Source organism: Flavisphingomonas formosensis (genome assembly GCF_009755815.1).
GTDB classification, from domain to species: domain Bacteria; phylum Pseudomonadota; class Alphaproteobacteria; order Sphingomonadales; family Sphingomonadaceae; genus Flavisphingomonas; species Flavisphingomonas formosensis.
On sequence record NZ_WRPK01000002.1, the window covers coordinates 324,025 to 342,361 of the forward strand.

Here is an 18,337-nt window from a genome sequence, read left to right on the forward strand (position 1 = left end):
CATGAACCGGTGCCTCTTCGTCGCGGCGGCCGCGCGATGATCATCGCCGTAGACGGGCCGGCGGCGAGCGGCAAAGGCACCATCGCCAGCCGCCTCGCCCGCCACTACGGGCTGCCGCATCTCGATACCGGCCTGCTCTATCGCGCCGTCGGCCTGGGCGTCGCGAGGGCTGGCGGCGATCCGGCGAGCGCCTCGGACGCGCTCGCCGCCTGCGGATTCGCGGATGCGCTGCTTGCCGACCCTGCGCTCAAGGGCGAAGAGGCCGGCCGCGCCGCCTCGATCGTATCGGCGCACCCCGCCGTACGCGCCGCCCTGCTCGAACGGCAGCGCGCCTTCGCCCGCCAGCCGGGCGGCGCGGTGCTGGACGGACGGGACATCGGCACCGTGATCGCGCCCGACGCGGATGCCAAGCTGTTCGTCACCGCCTCACCGGAGGTCCGTGCCGAACGCCGCCATCGCGAGATGGTCCGCCTCGGCCTTCCCGGGGACCAGGATGCCGTGCTCGCCGACATCCGCGCGCGCGACGAGCGGGATTCGGCACGAAGCGCCGCGCCGTTGCGGCAGGCGGAGGACGCCGTCTTGCTCGATACCAGCGACATGGGTATAGACGCCGCCGTCCAGCGGGCGATTGCGCTCGTGGAAGCCCGGATGGGGCGCGGCGTCTAGCGGATCATGTCCGCCGGACAAACAGCCGGCACCTTGGAGCGAGGCATGCGGAGGAACCGGTGGGGACCGGAGCCTCGGCGTGCCTTTTCGCTTTTCCCTCCATCCGGCGCCTTCCCCGATCGCGGGCGTAGCGCGGGATGCCGCGGCGGCATGAGGCCGACGCGGCAGTTCGGCCAAAAGACCTCCGGAAACAACCGGATGGCCGGAAACACATGAAGTTAGGAAACTGGTATTTATGGCCACTATGGCAAACCCGACCCGCGACGATTTCGCGGCGCTCCTCGACTCCACGCTCGGCACGCATGACGGCTTCGAAGGCCGCGTCGTAAAGGGCACCGTCACCGCGATCGAGAACGACATGGCGGTGATCGACGTCGGCCTGAAGTCCGAAGGTCGAGTCGCGCTGCGCGAATTCGCCGCCCCCGGCCAGAAGGCCGATCTGAAGGTCGGTGACGAGGTCGAGGTTTACGTCGATCGCGTCGAGAACGTCCATGGCGAAGCGATGCTCAGCCGCGACCGCGCCCGCCGCGAAGCCGCCTGGGACAAGCTCGAGACCGAATTCGCCAAGTCCGCCCGCGTCGAGGGCGTGATCTTCGGCCGCGTGAAGGGCGGCTTCACCGTCGATCTCAACGGCGCCGTGGCCTTCCTGCCGGGCAGCCAGGTCGATATCCGCCCGGTCCGCGACGTCACCCCGCTGATGGACATTCCGCAGCCCTTCCAGATCCTCAAGATGGATCGCCGCCGCGGCAACATCGTCGTGTCGCGCCGCGCCGTTCTGGAAGAGACCCGCGCCGAGCAGCGCACCGGCCTCATCCAGTCGCTGCATGAAGGCCAGGTGATCGACGGCGTCGTCAAGAACATCACCGATTACGGTGCGTTCGTGGATCTCGGCGGCATCGATGGCCTGCTCCACGTGACCGATCTCAGCTACAAGCGCGTCGGTCATCCGAGCGAGATGATCAACATCGGCGACACCGTCCGCGTGCAGATCATCCGCATCAACAAGGACACGCAGCGCATCAGCCTCGGCATGAAGCAGCTCGAGAGCGATCCGTGGGAAGGCGCCGCCGCCAAATATCCGATCGGCGCGAAGTTCACCGGCCGCGTGACCAACATCACCGAATATGGCGCCTTCGTGGAGCTGGAGCCGGGCATCGAAGGCCTCGTCCACGTCTCCGAGATGAGCTGGACCAAGAAGAACGTCCATCCGGGCAAGATCGTGTCGACCTCGCAGGAAGTGGACGTGGTCATCCTCGAGGTCGATGCCGACAAGCGCCGCATCAGCCTCGGCCTCAAGCAGGCCCAGGCCAATCCGTGGGAGAGCTTCGCCGAGCGTCACCCGGTGGGCTCGACCGTCGAGGGCGAAGTCAAGAACGCCACCGAGTTCGGCCTGTTCATCGGCCTGGACGGCGACGTGGACGGCATGGTCCACATGTCGGACATCGCCTGGGGCGTCACCGGCGAGGAAGCGCTGGCGCTGCACCACAAGGGCGAGACCGTGCAGGCGGTCGTGCTCGACATCGACTCGGAGAAGGAGCGCATCTCGCTCGGCATCAAGCAGCTCGAGCGTGGCGGTGTTTCGACGGCATCGACCGGCGGCGGCAGCCGCCTGGCGAAGAATGCGATCGTCACGGTCACCGTGCTCGCGATCAATGACGGCGGCCTGGACGTCCAGGTCGGCGACGATGGCGAGACCGGCTTCCTCAAGCGCAGCGATCTCGGCCGCGACCGCGACGAGCAGCGTCCGGAGCGCTTCCAGGTCGGCCAGAAGTTCGACGCGATGGTGACCGGCTTCGATCGTTCGAAGAAGCCGACCTTCTCGATCAAGGCGATGCAGATCGCCGAGGAGAAGCAGGCGGTTGCGCAATATGGCTCGTCCGACTCGGGCGCGTCGCTGGGCGACATTCTGGGCGAGGCGCTGAAGGCGCGCAGCGAGCGCAAATAAGCCCTCGGCCCCATCGAGACAGGAGGCCCGCCGGAGCGATCCGGCGGGCCTTTGTTTTTGTGGGCAAGCCGGGCACAAGCGCTGACGAAGGAAATGCCATGGCGATGGACAGAGACGAGGAATTGCCCGCCATCTGCACCGGCGATCGGCTGGCGCTGATCCCGGAAAGCTTCGCGCGCCTGACCGGAAGACTTCTCATCCCGTCCGCCCGGGATCCGGCTCGGACCTTGTGGGATGCGCCCTGCGCCATCCTGGCCCATGGCACGGAGGCCGACCCGCTCTTCTTCTACGGCAACCGACTCGCGCTGCGGCTGTTCGCCCTGCCGCCCGAGCGTTTCGTCGGCATGCCCTCGCGCCTCTCCGCCGAGGCGCCGCTCCGCGACGAGCGGCTGCGCCTTCTGCAGCGCGTGACGCGCGACGGCTTCATCGACGATTATGCCGGCGTGCGCATATCCGCGACCGGCCACCGCTTCCGCATCGAACGGGCCACGGTCTGGAACCTGATCGACGCCGACGGCCGCAGCCGCGGCCAGGCCGCGACCTTCCGCCACTGGACGCCGCTGGACTGACATTTTCGCCAGTGTCACGTGGCGTAGTGCAGCAAGCAAGTAGCTGTCCAAACGCCGGTGTCTGCCCTCTGGCGCTCGAGCATGCGGTCGAATCTGGTGACGAGGATTCGGTTGTCGGTTTCCCTTTAAAGGATGTTAGGGAGGTGGGCGCATGACCGACGAACCGAAACCCAGCTCGACAAGTTCAAGGACGCCGCCCGCGAGCTAGAGGCGGATGACGACCCCGAGCGCTTCAAGGAGCGCTGGGAGCTGGTGACGCATAAGCCGGTGGAGAGGGAGTCAGAGTGAAACATCAAATTGTCGTACAGACCCCGAACGGTCCGTATCCGTTAGGAGTACGCGACTTCGAAACCACGCCACAGATAGGCACTCTGTTCTCCGCAGAGATCGACGGCATAGACCGTCGGGTTGAAGTTGTGGCTGTGCAGCTTCTTGTGTGATTGCGGTCCCCGGCACAAGCCACCTTCTTGATGCCTTGCAACGGTGTGCGAACCTCAATGCAGCACAGGAAGGGCAGGCTCTTTGGCCATCATTTCAGAGCAAACGCCCACAGTGCCCGGCGGAAGTGACTGTCTCCCCGCATGAAGCACCCGAAGCGCCTCACCCGAGCTTTGCATCATTACCTTAGCGCAGAAGTAGCTGCGGCTCGGCAAGCTTGAGGGTTCTGAAGCATTTGTATCTGACTTCGAACGCGTAAGCATGAATGTGTAGTCTGAGTGTGCGATATCGATATTGGACCAGATCGGCGCCGGCTGAATGATCCAGCTTGATCCTGTTCGTGAGTCCATTCGATAGGCGCGCTGGATAGGGAGGAGCGTCCAGTATGTCCGCGTCTCTCCAGCCGGGAAGTCACGTCGGTTTTCAATGATATTTGCGACTGTGCTTGTCACCAGGAGAGAGGACATTCCACCAAGTAAAGCAAAACAGCATACAGACAGCAGTATTCTCGAAAACAACCTTCCAGATGACTGGAAGAAACAGACAGAAGCTGAGGTAAGAGCAACTGCACCAGCAAACCAGAAACAGTACTCTAGGACATCGGTATGGTCTGGCGTGAGTTCCGTGGTGTTATCGAAGTGACCGAGGGGCCACACCGATACCATCGCGATCCCTAACACTCCCAGCCACCACCACGCCCGCTTTGTAAGCCTCACGCTCGGCTGCTTGGCCTGCTCCTCCATTCGTAATGTCTGCACGAAAAGGCGATGCCAATCCAGCCTTCAGCGGAAAAGCTGGCGGTCGCTTAGCGCCGTCCGGACAACTTGGAGGGAGCAGACGACATCGACCACGACCAGACGGAGCGCCTGATCAGGTGGTATTGTGATTGGGCTTGCCGAGGTTCGAGCTTGTGTCCGAGGTCGGCGCGGAGCCGCCTCACCATGGGTCGTTCGATGGCTGATCGAGGGCTGCTATCTACCTTGGACGGGCTCTGGTGGCACACCGGTTACAGTGCAGTCGCCTCGACCTCGTTCTCTCGGGCTGCCCCCGCCTTGCGGCGGAGTTCGTGAAGGTGGCGCGGAGATCAGGCCATCATGCGACGGCTTCCTCACGCGTCCACCGGAACTCGGTGCCGTCGGCCCAAATGCGATGCATGACGATCACCAGCTTGCGCGCGACCGCGACGATGGCCCTGCGCAGCCCGCGCCGCTTCGCGACAGCCATGCCCCACGCCTTCAGCGTCGACCACCGCTTCGATCGCGTCAGAAGCGCCAGCGATGCTTGGTAGAGCGTCGTGCGCATCAGCGCGTCGCCTGTCTTGGAGATCGAGCCGTTCCGATCCGTCTCGCCGCTGGCGTACTTCCGCGGCGTCATCCCGAGGTGAGCACCGACATCGCGCGAGTGCTGGAAGCAGCTCGGATCGTCGATAACGGCGAGGAAAGTAACGGCTGTGACCGCGCCTACGCCCGGCACGCTCATGAGGCGTCGGCAGGTATCATCCCGCGCGACGGCGTCGAGAAGCATCTTGTGCAGCACGGCGCATTGCTCGCGCAACCCCGAACGCGCGATGAGCATGGGCCTCACCATGGCTGCGAGCCTCGGTCGGTCCTCAACCAGCTCCATGGCGCGCTGCTCGAACTGTCCCGACGCGATCCGGCTTGAGAGCTTGAGCCCGAAGGCGCGGAGCGTGCCGCGCACTTCGTTCTCGATGTCGCCATACTTGACCAGCAGCGTCTTACGGTTGGCGAGCAGCATCCGCAGCTCCTGGCCGACCGGGCTCTTGATGTGGACCGGCCGATACCAGCCGACGCGAATGACCTGGGCGATGGCGCGCGCGTCGTTGCGGTCTGTCTTCACCGGCATAGTCTTGGTCAGGGCGCGTAGCCGGCGCGGGTCGATGCAGATCATCGGGAGTCCACGCTCCGCCAGTTCGGAATACAGCCAGCGCGCCAGGCCGCCAATCTCCAGCCCGACCTTCTCGGGGTGAACGTCATGCTCGAGCAGCCAGTCGGCGATGGCGTTGGGCTCGGAAGGCGCCGTGCCCTCAAACTCGATCGTTCCATCCTCATCGACCACACAGATCGCCACCTCGGCCAACGAGACGTCGAGCCCAACATACTGCAACATGGCACCCCTACGCGTCTGTCGGCCCCATGCCGGCCCAGATCACGGTGCGCGCCGAAAAGAGTGAACCGCAATCACCCCATCTACCGGTCGTGGCGGGCGGCCTCTTCGCGCTTGACGAAGCGTGGGTGATTTGCAGACTGATCCAATAGGTTTGTAAATTACGTAATCGCCACCGACGGCGGGATCCTTTCACGCTACGGTGAACGAAGAAACGCAACGATCCGATTTTGCTGCGGTGGAGCAGTTCGCCGCCCTATCGCGCAGTCACCCCTTCCAGCAGCGCGCGCGTATAATTTTCATAGACTTCCGAGATCGGCCGCCCCTCGGCGTCGATCAGTACGGCCCGATGCTGCAACACATGGTCTGGCATCGCGGTGCCACGCCGCCACAACGTCTTCACCGCTATGGTGCGCCGCGCCGGTCGCAGATCGCGCACCGCCTTTCCGAACGGCGTGTCCGTCCGCTCCAGCAGTCTGTTCATCTCCGGCGTCAGGCGGCCCGGCACATACCAATTATCCGCCTCGGACAGGATAAGGTCGCCGCATCTGAGGCGCACCCGGCGATAGCCGATCGGTTCGTCCGGACCCACGTCCAGCCGGCGGCGCTGTTCGGCACCGGCGGGCTTCACCACATCCTTCACCTGTTCCGCGACGATCAGCGCCTGCGGGGCCAGATGATGCTCGCCGCACCACTGCTCCAGCACCAGCGTCGCGCTGCTGTTGGCGAGCAGCCGGGCATTGAACTCGCGCAGCAGCGCCCAGGCTTCCTCGCGCCGCGCCCGATCCTCGGCGCCCTGCCGAAGCTCATGGGCCGCGCCGGCACTTCCGGAGAGAACGAGACAGGCCGCCAGGGCAAGCATCGAAACGCGCATGTTGCTCCGCTTGGCCCAAGCCGGCCAGGAGCGCAACCACCGGAGGGATTTTTCAAGCTTGCCCGCCTGGTTCCACGCCGGCGTTGCGTCCCAGCCTGGCACAATGGCCGAACCCGCGATTTCCGTGCGAGACAAGATGGTTTTAGAATCGTTAACCTTGCTTATGTCCCACCCGATCCGAAGCGCCCGCCTCGACGCTCGACTGATCCGTCGCCGCGAAACGACGTGGACGCCGGATTGGGCGGAGATTCCGTCCGATGAACTGCGCCCGGCTCCATCCGACGCGACATGGCGGGACGACCTCCAGCTCTTCCTCACCGCCTGGGCGTTCGGCTTCGTCTTCTTCCTGGCTTTCCTGCTTTAATTCCTCACCCGGCTCTTCCCTCAGGCCTCGCCGGCAAGCCCCAATATATGCTGCGCCTGCTTGAGATGGGGCGCGTCGATCATCTTTCCATCCAGGCTCAGCGCGCCCGCGCCGGGATTGGCGGCAAAGGCGGCGACCACGGCACGCGCATGCGCCACCGCGGCATCGGAAGGCGTGAAGGCCGAATTGATGATCGGAATCTGGGTGGGATGGATCGCCATCATGCCGGTGAAGCCGTCACGCGCGCCGCGCACCGCATAGGCCGCCAGCCCGTCAAGATCGCGGAATGCGGGAAACACCGTCTCGATCGCGGGAACGCCGGCAGCATGCGCGCCGAACAGCACCAGCGAACGCACGACCTGATAGGGCGGCGTGTAGCTGCCGTCATCCTCGCGCGCGCTGGCCGCCCCGATTGCGGCGGGCAGGTCCTCCGCTCCCCAGGTCAGGCCGCATAGCCGATCGCTGGAGTTGCCGAAGCTGCCCAGCCCGAAAACCGCCGATGGCGTCTCACTGCCGATCGGCAGGATGCGGGCGCTGTCGTTGCCCGCCTTCGTCAGCAGCGCGTCGAGCGCGGCGATGGAGTTGCCGCCCTCCGCCTTGGGCAGCATGATGCCGTCCGGAGCCGCATCCGCGACCGCTGCTACATCATCCTCGGCCATGCCGGAATCGAGCGGATTGATCCGCACGAACAGCGTCTTCGTGCGCGGGCGCGCGAGGAACTCGGCGATCGCCTGCCGCGCCTCGTCCTTCCTGCTCGCCGCCACCGCGTCCTCGAGATCGAGGATCAGCGCGTCGGCACCGATGCCCAGGGCCTTTTCCATCCGCTCCGGCCGGTCTCCGGGCACGAACAACAGCGATCGCAATCTCATGCAGGGTCCTTCTTGCGGATTATGTAACGATAGACGCCGATCAGGTTGATGATCAGCAGCACGATATTCTGCGTGCCTATGCCCTGCGCGTCCGGCTTGAGGAAACCCCAGCCAATCAGTGTGAGGGACGAGCTGACGAAGATGACGAAGCCGATGCCGGTCCATCGACGCCCGAGATCCAACGATACGATCAATGCCGCGACGGCACCTGCAACCGCGCCATACCATTCCAGCCCCTGGACGATCGCCTGCTGCATCAGCCGCCGGATTCGTTATCCAGCACATTGGCAGGCTCGGGCGGCGGTGCCGGCACCAGCCCGGCCTTGCGCAAGATGCCGAGGCTGAGATCGCGCAGCTTCGGCGCGATCTGGTACCGGTCGAGCAGCGGCCCCGGATCCTGCGTCGCCTTGGGTGCGAGCGCGGCGTAATGACGCCAGGCTTCACCCGCTTCGTCGCTATTGTTGTTGGCCGCTTCCACCACAGCCATGGTGAGATAATAGAAGGTGCTGGTGCCGCTGGCCGGCGGCGTCATCTTCCGCGCCTCGATCAGCGCATTGCGATAGTCGTGACGCTCCAGCGCCGAATAGACCAGCGGCGTATAGAAGGACGCCGGAGCGTTGGGATCCAGCGCGATCGCCTTGCGCGAAATCGTCTCCGCGGCGGTATCGCCGCAATTCAGCAGCAGCACGGCAACCGTCGCCATCATGTCTGGATCATGGGGATTGAGCTCGATCGCCCGCTCCCCCTCCCGCTTGGCGAGATCGCACGATCCGGAGAAATAGGCGGCCCGCGCAAAGGCATAATGGGCGAAGGGCAGGAAGGGATCGCCCGCAACGGCGGCCCGGGCCAGGCCGAATGCGCGCTCGGTCGGATTGCCGGGTTCGGTGTCATAGCCGAACACCTGCTCGTCGATCGTCAGATAGGCTTGCGCGGCGAGCGCCTGCGCATTGTTGGGATCGATCTCCAGCGTCCGGTCCACGCAGGCACGGGTCTCGGCATGCATCGCCACGCTGCGCTCGCGCTTGTAGCGATAGAGCATCAGTTGACAGGCATAGCCTGGCGCCGGGTTGTCCGAATATTGCGCGCGCTGATCGGTGGCGATCACGCCGTAGGACTGGATGAGATCGGCCAGGATCGGCGACAGGGAATCCGCCACCATCTCCGGCTTATGTGCCAGCGTCACCTGATCGGACCAAAGCAGCACGTCCGATCGGGCACGCCAGAGGCGCAGATAGAGAATCGGCTTGGGCCCCTCGACGATCTCGCCGGTCAGCCGATAATCGACCGCCGGCCCCGGATTGGCCGCAGCACCCGGCTTGGCCGGCGCGGCTGGCACCGAGCGCAGCCGGACGAGCCAGGAGCGCCGCAACCCGTCCAGCAACACCGAATCCGCCATGGCGGCGCTTTCCGCCTCGTCGGGCGGGGCTGTCACGCGGCTGAGTTCCAGCAGCGGCGGGGTCACCAGCGCTTCGCGCGCGGGAACCGCCGCCTGCGGCTGTTGCTGTATGGTGCCGGCGATCCAGACCCAGAGCAACAGCGAGACGAAACCCAGCAACACCAGCAGCGCGCCGATCGCCACCCAGGAGCGGCGCGGCTTGGCTGTTGCCGGCGGCGCAGGCGGCACCGGCCGGGCGAACTGTTCGGCAGGCGGCTCGCTGGGCTCGAAATGGACGCGGTACCGGCCCTGGGGCACGGACAGCCGAATATCGTCGGCCGGCGGATGCTGGGCATAATGCGCCTCCAGCATGCGGCGCAGCCGGCCGACCTGGACACGGGGATAGCTGTCCGACTGCGCGTCGAAATCCGGCGACCGGCCGAGGCCGTCGACGGCGACCGCATAGGCCTTCAGCTCGTCGCCCTGGCCGTTCAGCGTGGCATCGACCAGGAATGAAAGCAGCCGGCGCATGACCGGCGCCCGCTCGAACTCGGCGGTGCCTGAGATCTGCTCGACCTCGGAGAGGATTCGCGCGCGAAAGGGGTCGGGGGTGACCGCGGGGTCATCTGCCATGTTCGATCTGCCCCTCAGCGCCCCGGCTTTTTACGCATACACACATGTTACCGTGAAATGGCACCTTCTGACATCAGCCTATAGCGATCTGGCATTTCCGCCGCCATCCCCTTTTTCCTGCACGGATATGCAAGCTCGAACGCCGTCCGGCTGCGAATATCGATCCGTTTCGCGCATCGGATCCACCCATTGCCGGCACAAAGCAGGCCGATGACAGCGATTATTCACCGTGAAAGACGGTCTCACACTTAATTGCACAACCCGTTTTCGGCACGAGGGTTGTCAAGCGAGGCCATGATCCGAACGGCCGACGATGGTTCTGGTCCCATCCCGGCAGGTTCGATCGCACCGGTCTCGCGTAAGGCTTGGAACGCCCACCAATCAGCTCTCCCCCACAGAGCTGCATGTGCGTTCAGGCCGCTCTCTGGCCCGGCCACGCCACCCCCCACAGGCGTGGCCGGGTCAGTTCTCACCCATCGCTGCCGGTTGATTGCGCGCCGGATGGTGTCTGCCCGATTGGCGGGAGGCGAACGCTCCCCTATCTAGAGCAGCGATGCCACCCGATCGCCCCACAGAACAGCAGAACCCCGCCGATGGCTGGGGGGCGCTGCGCCGCTTCATTCCCTATCTCTGGCCGAAGGGCGAGACGCGCCTGCGGCTGACCGTGGTCGTCGCGCTGCTGCTGGTGCTGCTGTCCAAGGCGGTCACCTTGCTGATGCCCTTCGCCTATAAGGGCGCGATCGATCGCATGGCGCCGGGCCTGCAGCCGGCCGCCGGCCTCGCCATCGCTCTGGTGGTCGCCTATGCCGGGGCCCGCTTCGGCGGCGTGCTGTTCGACAATCTGCGCAACGCGATCTTCGAACGGGTCGGCCAGGATGCCGCGCGGCGCCTCTCGGTCGAGGTGTTCCGCCATCTCCATGCGCTGTCGCTGCGCTTCCACCTCGAACGGCGCACCGGCGCACTGACCAAGATCGTCGAGCGCGGCACCAAGAGCATCGATACGATGCTCTACTTCATCCTGTTCAACATCGGCCCGACGGTGATCGAGCTGACCGCAGTCTGCGTGATCTTCTTCGTGAAGTTCGGCCCCGGCCTCGTCGTCGCCACCGTCGTCATGGTTGCGGCCTATATCCTCTTCACCCGGACCGTGACCGAATGGCGCACCAAGATGCGCCGCGCGATGGTGGAGCATGACAACAACGCCGTCGCCCGCGCGGTGGATTCGCTGCTCAATTACGAGACGGTCAAATATTTCAGCGCGGAGGAGCGCGAGACGCAGCGCTACGGGCTCGCCGTGCGCAACTATGCCGACGCCGCCGTCCAGAACGAGACGTCGCTGGCCTGGCTCAACATCGGCCAGTCCTTCATCACCAACCTGATGATGGCCGGCGCGATGGGCTATACCGTCTGGGGCTGGAGTCGCGGCCAGTTCAGCACCGGCGACGTCGTGCTGGTCAACACCCTGCTCTCCCAGCTTTTCCGCCCGCTCGATCTGCTCGGCATGGTCTATCGCGAGATCCGCCAGGGGCTGATCGACATGGAGGCGATGTTCGGCCTGATCGATACGCCCGCCGAGGTGGTCGATCTTCCCGGCGCGCCACCGCTCACCGTCAACAGCGGCCGCGTGCGCTTCGAGCATGTCGATTTCGCCTATGATCCGCAGCGGCCGATCCTCAAGGATGTGAGCTTCGACGTGCCCGGAGGCGCGACCCTGGCGGTGGTCGGCCCTTCCGGCGCCGGCAAGTCCACCCTCGCCCGCATCCTCTTCCGTTTCTACGAGATCGCCGACGGGCGGGTGACGATCGACGGGCAGGACATTGCCGCCGTCGGCCAGGAATCGCTGCGCAAGGCGATCGGCATCGTCCCGCAGGATACGGTGCTGTTCAACGACACGATCGGCTATAATATCGGCTATGGCCGCGAAGGCGCGACCCAGGCCGACATCGAGGCGGCGGCGCGCGGCGCGGCGATCCACGATTTCATCCTCTCCCTGCCGCAAGGCTATGCGACGCGCGTCGGCGAGCGCGGTCTCAAATTGTCAGGCGGCGAGAAGCAGCGCGTCGCGATCGCCCGCACCCTGCTCAAGAATCCGCCGCTGCTTATCCTCGACGAGGCGACCAGCGCGCTCGACAGCCGCACCGAGGCCGAGATCCAGTCGACCCTCCAGGCAGTGGAGCAGGGCCGCACCACCATCGTCATCGCTCACCGCCTCTCCACCATCGTCCATGCCGACGAGATCGTCGTGCTGGAGGCCGGCCGCATTGCCGAACGCGGCACCCACGCCGCGCTGCTGGCCCGCGACGGCCTCTACGCCGAAATGTGGGCCCGCCAGGCCGCCGAACGCGAAGAAGCCCTCGCCGCGGAATAGCCCTTCCTAAATCCTCCCCCTGTGGAGAAGGATGAGATAAGGCGGCCCCCAGCTTCAAGGAATTTACCCCGCCCCATGCCCGCCCCGCTCGACGTCCTCCACTCCACCTTCGGCTATGCGTCGTTCCGCGGCCGGCAGGAGGAGGTGATCGATCGGGTCATGGCCGGCGCCCACACGCTGGCCGTGATGCCGACCGGCGCGGGCAAGTCGCTCACCTATCAGGTCCCGGCGCTGTGCCGGCGCGGCACGGGCCTCGTCATCTCGCCGCTGATCGCGCTGATGCACGATCAGGTCCGCTCCGCCGAGGCTGCCGGCATCCGCGCCGCCGCGCTCACCTCCGCCGACGACAATCGCGACGAGACGCTCTCGCGCTTCCGGAGCGGCGATCTCGATCTGCTCTACGTCGCGCCGGAACGCGCCTCCACCGAAGGCTTCCAGCGGCTGATCGACCGCGCGGCGCCGCTCGCTTTGTTCGCGATCGACGAGGCGCATTGCGTTTCCGAATGGGGCCATGATTTCCGCCCCGACTATCGCCTGCTGCGCCCGCTGCTCGATGCCCACCCCGAGGTGCCGCGGCTGGCCCTCACCGCGACGGCCGATCGCCACACCCGCGCCGACATATTGGCGCAGCTCGGCATACCCGAGGACGGCCTCATCCTCGCCGGGTTCGACCGGCCCAACATCCGCTACGCGATCAGCCCGCGCGACGGCCTGCCGCGCCAGCTCGCCCGCCTCGTCGCCGAGGTCGAAGGGCCCGGCATCGTCTATGCGCCGAGCCGCGACGCCACCGAACGCATCGCCGCCGCGCTTACCGCCTCCGGAAGGCCCGCCCGCGCCTATCATGCCGGCCTCGATCCCGCCGTGCGCGCCGCCAATCAGCGCGCCTTCGTCGCCAGCGAGGATATGGTGATGGCGGCCACCATCGCCTTCGGCATGGGCATCGACAAGCCGGACGTGCGCTTCGTCGCCCATGCCGGCCTGCCCAAGTCGATCGAGGCCTATTATCAGGAGACCGGCCGCGCCGGGCGCGACGGCGATCCGGCGGTCGCCCATCTCTTCTGGGGCGCGGAGGATTTCGCCCGCGCGCGCCGCCGCATCGAGGTCGAGACGCCGGAGGATCGCCGCCCCGGCGAGCGGCAGCGGCTCAACGCGCTCGCCGCCCTCGTCGAATCCGGCAGCTGCCGCCGCGCGATCCTGCTCCGCCATTTCGGCGAGGATCCGCCGCCGGCCTGCGGCAATTGCGACAATTGCCTCAATCCGCCCACCGCCGCCGACGCTACCGAAACCGCGCGCAAGCTGCTCTCCGCCGCCTTCCGCACCGAGATGCGCTACGGCCTCGGCCATCTCACCGACGTGCTCGCCGGCCGCGACAATGAGAAGGTCCGGAGCCTGGGCCATGACCGGCTCTCCGTCTTCGGCATCGCGAGCGCCGATGATCTGACGCTGATCAAGCCGGTCGCCCGCGCGCTGATGGCCCGCGACGCGCTGCGCGCCGACGAATATGGCGGCCTCAGCTTCGGCCCCGCCGCCCGGCCGATCCTGAAGGGCGAGGAGCGCGTCGACGTCGTCCTGCCGCCGAAGCGCGAGCGGCGCCGCCGCGATCGGGGCGGCGGCAGTGTGGAGGAGCATCCCCACGATCCCCTGTTCGAGGCGCTGCGCGCCGTCCGCCGCGATCTCGCCAGGGATCAGGGGGTGCCGCCCTATGTGATCTTCCACGATGCCACGCTGCGCGAAATGGCGGCGCTGAAGCCGCGCACCCGCGGCGCGCTCGGCACCATCGCCGGCGTCGGCGCCAAGAAGCTCGAAGCCTATGGCGACGCCTTTCTCGACGCCATCCGCCAGTTCGCCTGAGCCGCCCGGCTCTCACTAAGCTGTGATGATTGGAACGCATAAGCCCCTCCCCCGAAGGGCAGGGTTATCGCATATGAACGGCAGAGTTCTTCATCCTCCCCATCGCAGATGGGGAGGGGGACCGCGCGCAGCGCGGTGGAGGGGAAATGCGCGGCTGGCTAACGGCTCGCACTTTGCAAATGCACGGTATTTCCCCTCCACCAGCCTTCGGCTGGTCCCCCTCCCCAGCAGAGCTGGGGAGGATGAGGAGGCCCGCATGCAGCGATTTCGCCATATGCGATAACCCTCCCCTTCAGGGGAGGGGTGAAAGAGTCAGGCTGCACGCAGCTTTCCCTAGAATTCGAATCCCACGTCGATGCCATAGGTCGGCGCCCGCTCGTAGATCACCGAGGCAACCGGGCCGAGCCCGGTGAACTGGGTGATGTTGCGGTTGTTTAAGATGTTCCGCCCCCAGGCTGCGACATAGGCCTTGCTGCCGGCGACATCGATGTCGACCAGCGCGATCCGCGCGTTGACGATCCACTGGAAGGGCGTCGTCGCCGCCTTCACCAGCTTGGGATCGGCGAGCACGCTCGGGATCTGCGCGGCCGTGGTGGCCGCGCCCGGCGTGATGTCGGACGTATGGAGGATGCGGCTGCGGAAATTGCCGTCCGCGCGCAGCACCAGCCGGCCGCCCGCCAGCACCGGCGGCGTCTCATATTGCGCGGCCAGGCTGCCCGTCCATTTCGGCCGCTGGAACACCTGGTAGCCCGGCGCGCCCGACTGTAGCAGCAGGCCCGGGAAGACGCTGCCCTGATCGAACTTCAGATCGGTGAGGCCGACATTGGCCGTCAGGGTCAGGCCGTTCAGCGGCACGATCGTATTCTCCCATTCGAAGCCCTTCGCCTTGGCATTGGCGGTCGAGATCACCGCCTGGGAGAAGGGGAAGGAGCTCGGCACGCCGGTCAGCTGGCCCGAGGTGGTATATTGGATGTTGCGGTATTTGACGCTGAACAGCGCCAGGTTGCTGCGGAAGCGCCTATCGAACAGGTCGGCCTTGATGCCCGCCTCCCAGCTCTTGGCGGTCTCGGGCTTGAAGGTGATGGTGGCGAGCTGCCCGCCGGAAATATAGCCGGTCGCATATTTGGCATAGGTCAGGATGCGGTCGGTCGGCCGGTAGTTCACGCCGGCGAGGAAGGTCGCGTGGCTGCGGCGATATTGGATCGGCGAGGTCAGGCGCGGCAGACTGGGATTCAGCGGCTGGTTGGGCAGATATTCCACGCCATGCTTCTTGTCGCGCGTGATGCGCGCGCCGCCGACGATGTCGAACTGGTCGGTGATATGGATTTCCGGCTGCACGAACACCGCATCCGAAATCACCTTCACTCGGGTATGCTGATAGCCCGGATTGCCGAGGATCACGAACGGCGTTCCTGCCGCGTCGGTATTCTGCCCGGCGATGGCGCGGGAAATGGTGGTGTTGAACTGGCCTTCGAAGCCCGCGGTGGACGCCTTGTCCTCGAAGTGCAGATAGCCGGCGGTGAGATTGAACCAGTCGGTCGTGATGTTGAGCTGCAGCTCGTTGCTCCACTGCTTCTCGGAATGCTCGCCATTGTTCGCGAGGAAGGTATATGGCGCGCCCAGCGGTCCGCTCGAATCGATCGGGAAGGTGCCGAACTGGGTTGGGATGGCGTTGATGAGCCCGCCGAGCCCGTCGAGCTGGAAGGCCGTGCGCAGATAGGCCTTGCGATAGGCCAATATGTCCTTGATCGCGATCGAATCGTTCAGCTGATATTTCGCCGTGAGATTATGCCCGTAGGTTTTGGTGAAGCTCGGTATGTGATAGGCGTTGTTCACCGCCTTCGGCCGCTTGTTGGTGATCGGCGTCATCGGATTCGGGCTGGTGTTGTAGAGCGCGTTGAGGAACAGCAGGTTGGGATTTACGCCGCCATATTGCAGCGTGCTCGAATCCAGGAGATAGGCAACGCCCTGGCCATTTGGCGTATAATGATTTTCCGAATAGTCGAATTTGTAGACCAGATCGAGATCCGCTGTGAAATCGAACTTCACGGCCGCCGATACGGCCTCGACATTGTCGCTGCCCAGCCATTTGGGTGAGGTTGCGACGCCCTGCTTGCCGCCCGATGCCGGTCCGTAATCCCATTTCGTCCCGGCACCGAGATTGCGGATGTCGCCGCGCCGTTCGGAATGGAGATAGGTGAAGGAAGCGCTGATCGGTCCGAATTGGGGCAGGTCGATCCGCGTCTTGCTACGGATCTGATCATAATTGCCGTAGGTGAAATCCTGCTTGATGCCGAATTTGCCGCTCGGATTGCGCGTGATGATGCTGATCGCACCACCGGTTGCATTGCGGCCGAACAGCGTACCCTGCGGTCCTTTCAAGACCTCGATCCGCTCGATGTCGGCGAATTCGAAGATCGATCCCTGCACGTTCTGGACGTAGACGCCGTCGAGATAGAGCGAGACCCCCTTGTCCGATCCCGCGGCGGAGCCGCCGGTCAATATGCCGCGCAGCGTATAGTTGGGCTGTTGGCTGCCGCCGGTAGCGACGCGCACCGTGAGGTTGGGCGCCACGGCGCTCAGATCGCGCACGTCCTGGATGCGGTTGGCCTTGATCGTATCCGCGCTGATCGCGGTGATCGAGATCGGCACGACCTGCAGATTCTGTTCGCGCTTCTGCGCGGTGACGACGATATCCTCGACGCCGCTGATCACGGTGGATGGCGCACCCTGCGCCATGGCCTGTCCTGGGAGGAGGAGTATCGTCGCCGTTCCGAGCAGCAACGCAGCTTTCGACCTTTTCGCTTGATCCGTCCCGCCAATGCGCATGTGACTTTCTCCCCTGTCCGGTAGAGGATCGGTCGATGCTCAGGATTGCATGCCCCTTCTCACGCTTCAGACAATAGGAAGGTTACGCGCCGAAACCGGCGCGTGCGGCACCCATCTGGCAAAGTCCTCACCCCTCATGGCCGGATTTTTGCCCGGCTCATTTGACGCATCCTTTGCGTGGGGCTGAGCATGAGCCTTCCGTTTCACAGGCGCAACCGGGACCGGGCACTGCGGAATTGTTGTAAACAGTGAAAGATTGTTTAGCTTCGTTTTTGCGGAGCGACGCCGTTTTCGCGACCGCGACATCGCCGGAAATCCTCGCTTCCCGGTCAGGCTTGTGAAGCCGAAGGATGGTCCGATGACAGGTCGGACAGACTGAAGCCAGAAACCGGACAGGCTGGAAACATAAGAAAGGGCCGCTCCCCGGAGGAAGCGGCCCGATCAGGAAAGAAGCGTCAGAACGGCTTATCCGATACCGATGGATTGCAGGCCGTTCTCACTCTCCCGCAATCAGAAACGGACGCCGAAGCCCCCGAGCACCTGGTTCCGGTCGAACCGCACGCGGGTGTCCGGCGTGCCGAGTTCATCGGCGCCAAAGCTCTTGAAGCGGGTATAGTCATATTCCGCCTTCAGATAGGCATGGCGGTTCAGGGCATATTCCACGCCCGCGCCCGCACGCCAGCCGTCGCGATTGGCATGGGCATGATAATAGTCGAAGCCGTCGGCAACGGTTGCCCGGATCTGACCATTCACATAGGCGCCCTTGGCATAGACCAGCGCCTGGTTGCCCATCTTGGCGCCGAAGCGGGCGCCGCCCTCGATTTCGCGGCCCGGCCGCACGCACGCAATGGTATCGGCGCCATACAGGCACTGCTTGGCGGTCGAGAAGGAAATGCTGCCGAGCGGACCCGCAACGAAGCGATCGCCGATCGGGAAATCATAGCCGATCAGGGCACCGCCCAGCGCACCGTCCTTATGGCCTTTTTCGGTTATCCGGGTTGCACCGTCATCATAGCGGGCGCGCGCGCCCACCCGGTCCCAGCCGCCGAATATCTCTGCGCGTGGGCCAGTGAAGCTCATGGCATCAGGCGCCGGCGCGGTGTCCTGCGCGAACGCCGGAGCCGCAGCCGCGGCGAGAGCGACGCTGGATGCGAGCAAAATGGTCTTCATTGGTATTCCCCGTAATCTACTGAAATGAAAGCAGCACCGCCTTGGCGCCGCGGGGGGAGAAGCGCCGGGGCCTGGGATCGTTCCGCACAATCGACCACGTCAGCGGCCCTTTGCCGCCGCCTGTGGCCGCGGGGGCACGGTTTCTTTCATCCCGATGAACAAATGGGGCGAACGCGCCTCGGCCATGCGGGATCGGGGCGCCCGGCCGGAACCGCTCTCGCAGTGGACGCCGGCCCGCCGCACGGCTAAGCGAAGCGCCGAT

Annotated in this window: 13 protein-coding genes; 6 read left to right on the forward strand and 7 right to left on the reverse strand. The window is 65.2% G+C overall.

The genetic code is table 11. The features are described 5' to 3' along the window. Window positions 1-36 precede the first annotated feature (36 nt). The 3 genes from GQY20_RS07610 (at window position 37) to GQY20_RS07620 (ending at window position 3,180) form a co-directional block, all read left to right on the forward strand. Complete coding sequence (locus GQY20_RS07610) at window positions 37-666, forward strand: (d)CMP kinase (RefSeq protein ID WP_157216462.1); 630 nt, start codon at window positions 37-39, stop codon at window positions 664-666. A 235-nt stretch (window positions 667-901) separates the two neighbouring features. Then, window positions 902-2,611: a 30S ribosomal protein S1 gene (gene rpsA, locus GQY20_RS07615; RefSeq protein ID WP_157216463.1), complete on the forward strand. Its 1,710-nt coding sequence runs from the start codon at window positions 902-904 to the stop codon at window positions 2,609-2,611. Window positions 2,612-2,709: 98 nt separating this feature from the next. Beyond that, entirely contained in the window at window positions 2,710-3,180 is a 471-nt protein-coding gene (locus GQY20_RS07620) for an MEKHLA domain-containing protein (protein WP_157216464.1), read from the forward strand. Window positions 3,181-4,710: 1,530 nt separating this feature from the next. Here GQY20_RS07620 and GQY20_RS07625 read toward each other — a convergent pair. Both GQY20_RS07625 and GQY20_RS07630 read right to left on the reverse strand, forming a co-directional pair. Next, on the reverse strand, window positions 4,711-5,745 hold the full coding sequence (locus GQY20_RS07625; protein WP_157216465.1) for an IS110 family RNA-guided transposase: 1,035 nt from the start codon (window positions 5,743-5,745) through the stop codon (window positions 4,711-4,713). A 253-nt stretch (window positions 5,746-5,998) separates the two neighbouring features. After that, window positions 5,999-6,616: a hypothetical protein gene (locus tag GQY20_RS07630; RefSeq protein ID WP_232475940.1), complete on the reverse strand. Its 618-nt coding sequence runs from the start codon at window positions 6,614-6,616 to the stop codon at window positions 5,999-6,001. 103 nt (window positions 6,617-6,719) lie between these two features. On the opposite strand from GQY20_RS07630, the gene GQY20_RS07635 reads away from it, so the two are divergent. Further along, complete coding sequence (locus tag GQY20_RS07635) at window positions 6,720-6,980, forward strand: hypothetical protein (RefSeq protein ID WP_157216466.1); 261 nt, start codon at window positions 6,720-6,722, stop codon at window positions 6,978-6,980. A 20-nt stretch (window positions 6,981-7,000) separates the two neighbouring features. Here the strand turns inward: GQY20_RS07635 and GQY20_RS07640 are convergent, their stop codons facing one another. The 3 genes from GQY20_RS07640 to GQY20_RS07650 are packed head-to-tail and all read right to left on the reverse strand — an operon-like array spanning window position 7,001 to window position 9,857. Then, entirely contained in the window at window positions 7,001-7,849 is an 849-nt protein-coding gene (locus GQY20_RS07640) for an HpcH/HpaI aldolase/citrate lyase family protein (protein WP_157216467.1), read from the reverse strand. After that, window positions 7,846-8,106: a hypothetical protein gene (locus tag GQY20_RS07645; protein WP_157216468.1), complete on the reverse strand. Its 261-nt coding sequence runs from the start codon at window positions 8,104-8,106 to the stop codon at window positions 7,846-7,848. Before GQY20_RS07645 ends, GQY20_RS07640 begins: the two co-directional genes overlap by 4 nt. Continuing rightward, window positions 8,106-9,857, reverse strand: a complete 1,752-nt coding sequence (locus GQY20_RS07650) for a tetratricopeptide repeat protein (protein WP_157216469.1) — start codon at window positions 9,855-9,857, stop codon at window positions 8,106-8,108. The genes GQY20_RS07645 and GQY20_RS07650 overlap by 1 nt, the downstream gene beginning before the upstream one ends. 553 nt (window positions 9,858-10,410) lie before the next feature. Here GQY20_RS07650 and GQY20_RS07655 point away from each other — a divergent pair. Both GQY20_RS07655 and recQ read left to right on the forward strand, forming a co-directional pair. Beyond that, entirely contained in the window at window positions 10,411-12,225 is a 1,815-nt protein-coding gene (locus GQY20_RS07655) for an ABCB family ABC transporter ATP-binding protein/permease (protein ID WP_157216470.1), read from the forward strand. A 75-nt stretch (window positions 12,226-12,300) separates the two neighbouring features. Next, window positions 12,301-14,076, forward strand: a complete 1,776-nt coding sequence (gene recQ, locus GQY20_RS07660) for a DNA helicase RecQ (protein ID WP_157216471.1) — start codon at window positions 12,301-12,303, stop codon at window positions 14,074-14,076. 333 nt (window positions 14,077-14,409) lie between these two features. Here the strand turns inward: recQ and GQY20_RS07665 are convergent, their stop codons facing one another. Together GQY20_RS07665 and GQY20_RS07670 are read right to left on the reverse strand one after the other, a co-directional pair. Then, window positions 14,410-16,815 (reverse strand): TonB-dependent receptor, encoded by a 2,406-nt coding sequence (locus GQY20_RS07665; protein WP_157216472.1) that lies wholly within the window; start codon window positions 16,813-16,815, stop codon window positions 14,410-14,412. A gap of 600 nt (window positions 16,816-17,415) precedes the next feature. After that, window positions 17,416-18,075: an outer membrane protein gene (locus tag GQY20_RS07670; protein WP_157216473.1), complete on the reverse strand. Its 660-nt coding sequence runs from the start codon at window positions 18,073-18,075 to the stop codon at window positions 17,416-17,418. Window positions 18,076-18,337 lie beyond the last annotated feature (262 nt).

What these genes read in the sequence shown, in the direction of transcription:
- GQY20_RS07610 (WP_157216462.1), top strand. Translation starts at nt 37, where the DNA reads ATGATCATCGCCGTAGACGGGCCGGCGGCGAGCGGCAAAGGCACCATC.
- rpsA (WP_157216463.1), top strand. Translation starts at nt 902, where the DNA reads ATGGCCACTATGGCAAACCCGACCCGCGACGATTTCGCGGCGCTCCTC.
- GQY20_RS07620 (WP_157216464.1), top strand. Translation starts at nt 2,710, where the DNA reads ATGGCGATGGACAGAGACGAGGAATTGCCCGCCATCTGCACCGGCGAT.
- GQY20_RS07625 (WP_157216465.1), bottom strand. Translation starts at nt 5,745, where the DNA reads ATGTTGCAGTATGTTGGGCTCGACGTCTCGTTGGCCGAGGTGGCGATC.
- GQY20_RS07630 (WP_232475940.1), bottom strand. Translation starts at nt 6,616, where the DNA reads ATGCGCGTTTCGATGCTTGCCCTGGCGGCCTGTCTCGTTCTCTCCGGA.
- GQY20_RS07635 (WP_157216466.1), top strand. Translation starts at nt 6,720, where the DNA reads ATGGCCGAACCCGCGATTTCCGTGCGAGACAAGATGGTTTTAGAATCG.
- GQY20_RS07640 (WP_157216467.1), bottom strand. Translation starts at nt 7,849, where the DNA reads ATGAGATTGCGATCGCTGTTGTTCGTGCCCGGAGACCGGCCGGAGCGG.
- GQY20_RS07645 (WP_157216468.1), bottom strand. Translation starts at nt 8,106, where the DNA reads ATGCAGCAGGCGATCGTCCAGGGGCTGGAATGGTATGGCGCGGTTGCA.
- GQY20_RS07650 (WP_157216469.1), bottom strand. Translation starts at nt 9,857, where the DNA reads ATGGCAGATGACCCCGCGGTCACCCCCGACCCCTTTCGCGCGCGAATC.
- GQY20_RS07655 (WP_157216470.1), top strand. Translation starts at nt 10,411, where the DNA reads ATGCCACCCGATCGCCCCACAGAACAGCAGAACCCCGCCGATGGCTGG.
- recQ (WP_157216471.1), top strand. Translation starts at nt 12,301, where the DNA reads ATGCCCGCCCCGCTCGACGTCCTCCACTCCACCTTCGGCTATGCGTCG.
- GQY20_RS07665 (WP_157216472.1), bottom strand. Translation starts at nt 16,815, where the DNA reads ATGGCGCAGGGTGCGCCATCCACCGTGATCAGCGGCGTCGAGGATATC.
- GQY20_RS07670 (WP_157216473.1), bottom strand. Translation starts at nt 18,075, where the DNA reads ATGAAGACCATTTTGCTCGCATCCAGCGTCGCTCTCGCCGCGGCTGCG.